Genomic DNA, 2,147 nt, shown 5'->3' with positions numbered 1-2,147 from the left:
GTCCCGAGGCCCGGTCAAGGCCAGGAGGGAGGGCCGCGCGGCGCGCGGGCGGGATGGCCCGAAACCCGTGTGATCCTGGGTTACCGGCTGGTCGGAGATTTTACGGTGAGGTAGTGCCGTGCGTATAGCCCCCCAGGCCTTGTCCTGGCCTTGACCGGGCCTCGGGACCGCGTGGCGAGCCCGACCTGCGCGCGGGGTGTCGCGCTACAGCGTGAGCGCGGCCAAGGCGGCCAGCGGGGCCGTCTCGGCACGCAGCACACGCGGGCCCAGCGTGACGGGGGCGAAGCCGTGGTGCAGCGCCAGGTCTTCTTCCGCAGCGCTCAGCCCGCCCTCGGGACCCGAGAGGAACAGCACGGGGCGCTGGCCATCCGCGCTGCCCGTGGCCTCGCGCAGCGGCACGGTACCGGCCCGCAGCGACAGCAGCAGGCGCTGGGGAGTGTCCCGTGTCTCGGGAGATGTCAGGCCCTGCCCTGGTGAACGCAGCCACCCCGCCAGGTCGATGGCGGCGTGCACCACCGGTACGCGGTTGCGGCCGCACTGCTCGCAGGCGGCCACGGCCACGGCCTGCCAGTGGGCGATCTTCTTGTCGGCGCGCTCGCCCTTGAGCTTGAGCACGCTGCGCTCGGCCACCAGCGGGGTGATGCTGGCCACGCCCAGTTCGGTGGCTTTCTCGACCAGCCAGTCCATGCGCTCGTTGGCGGTGATACCCGCCAGCAGGTGCACGGCGCGGGGCGCCTCGCGCTCGATGGCGTGGTGCGCCCCCACCAGCACGCGCACATCGCTGCGGCCCATCTTGACCACGGTGGCATCGAACTCGCCGCCCGGGTCGGCCGCGCTCTGGCCGCCGTGGAACAGCGTGATGCTGTCACCAGGCTGCAGGCGCAGCACCTGCACATGGCGTGCAGCGCCCGGGGGCAGGTCCAGCTCGGCGCCGGTGACCAGGGCGGCCGGGCAATGGAAACGGGGCATTTGCTATCTTTGTAATAGCTGCTAGCGCATGATTTGTCTGCGCTTGAGCCGGTTTTTACTTGATTTATGGGGGTGTGCCGTGCGTGCAGGCGGCCAGGGCTACATCCGGCCGTACGCAAAGCCCACCACGGGCTCGGTGCCTTCGATCTGGTCCAGCATCTTGAGCAGGGGCCCCAGCTGGCGGTAGCGGTTGGCGGTGGCGCGGATGTAGGCGATGAAGCGGGGCGCATCGGCCAGGTACTTGGGCTTGCCGTCGCGCAAGGTCAGGCGCGCAAAAATGCCCGCGACCTTGAGGTGCCGCTGCAGGCCCATCCACTCCACCGCGCGGTAGAACTCGCCAAAGTCATCGCCCCAGCCGCTGGCGCTGGTGGCGCCCAGCAGTCCGGCCTTGCGCGCCTTTTCCCAGTAACGCACGGTAATGTCGATGACGAATTCTTCTTCCCAGCTGATGAACGCATCGCGCAGCAGGCTGGCAATGTCATAAGTGATGGGGCCGTAGACCGCGTCCTGGAAATCCAGCACGCCCAAGGGGGCGCCCTGTGCGGCAGGTGCCATCAGGTTGCGGGTCATGAAGTCGCGGTGCACATACACCTGCGGGGCGGCCAGGTTGTGCGCCACGATGGCGTCAAAGGCGCTGCTCAAGGTGGCCTGTTGCTTGTCATCCAGCGTGACGCTGCGGTGCTGGGCGAGGTACCAGTCGGGGAACAGCGCCAGCTCGCGGCGCAGCAACGCCTCGTCGTAGGCGGGCAGCACACCGGGGGTGGACGCCTTTTGCCACTGCAGCAGCACATCGGTGGCCTGCTGGTACCAGGCGTAGGCGTCCTGGGGTTTTTCGGGGTTCAGCCGCTCGATCACCGTCTGGTGGCCCAGGTCGGACAGCAGCATGAAACCGGTGGGCGTATCAAACGCCAGGATCTGCGGCACGTTCAGCCCGGCGGCGGCCATCAGGCCCTGCACCTGCACAAACGGCTGGCAGTTTTCCTTGTCGGGCGGCGCGTCCATGACGATGCGGCTGGCGCCCGTGGCTGTGTCGATGCGCAGGTAGCGGCGGAAGCTGGCATCGGCCGAGGCGGGGCGCAGCGTGGCAGGCAGCAGCTGGTGGGGGCCCACGAGAGGCGCCAACCAGGCTTCGAAGGCCGCGCGGCGGGCTGCATCAGGCCAGCTGACAGGGGTGGAGG

The 2,147-nt window shown here is 69.0% G+C and carries 2 protein-coding genes; both read right to left on the bottom strand.

Translation table 11 applies throughout. The annotated features are described in order from the left end of the window. Nucleotides 1-204 precede the first annotated feature (204 nt). Nucleotides 205-969, bottom strand: a complete 765-nt coding sequence (locus DBR23_RS02210) for a 16S rRNA (uracil(1498)-N(3))-methyltransferase (RefSeq protein ID WP_108497170.1) — start codon at nucleotides 967-969, stop codon at nucleotides 205-207. A gap of 99 nt (nucleotides 970-1,068) precedes the next feature. After that, a partial coding sequence (locus tag DBR23_RS02205) for an aminoglycoside phosphotransferase family protein (RefSeq protein ID WP_233250233.1) occupies nucleotides 1,069-2,147 on the bottom strand: 1,079 nt, incomplete at its 5' end.

This window comes from Acidovorax sp. HMWF018 (assembly GCF_003061035.1).
Classification (GTDB): domain Bacteria; phylum Pseudomonadota; class Gammaproteobacteria; order Burkholderiales; family Burkholderiaceae_C; genus Acidovorax; species Acidovorax delafieldii.
The sequence above is the reverse complement of the archived record's forward strand: the minus strand, read 5'-3'. Positions and strand labels throughout refer to the sequence as shown.

What these genes read in the sequence shown, in the direction of transcription:
- DBR23_RS02210 (WP_108497170.1), bottom strand. Translation starts at nt 969, where the DNA reads ATGCCCCGTTTCCATTGCCCGGCCGCCCTGGTCACCGGCGCCGAGCTG.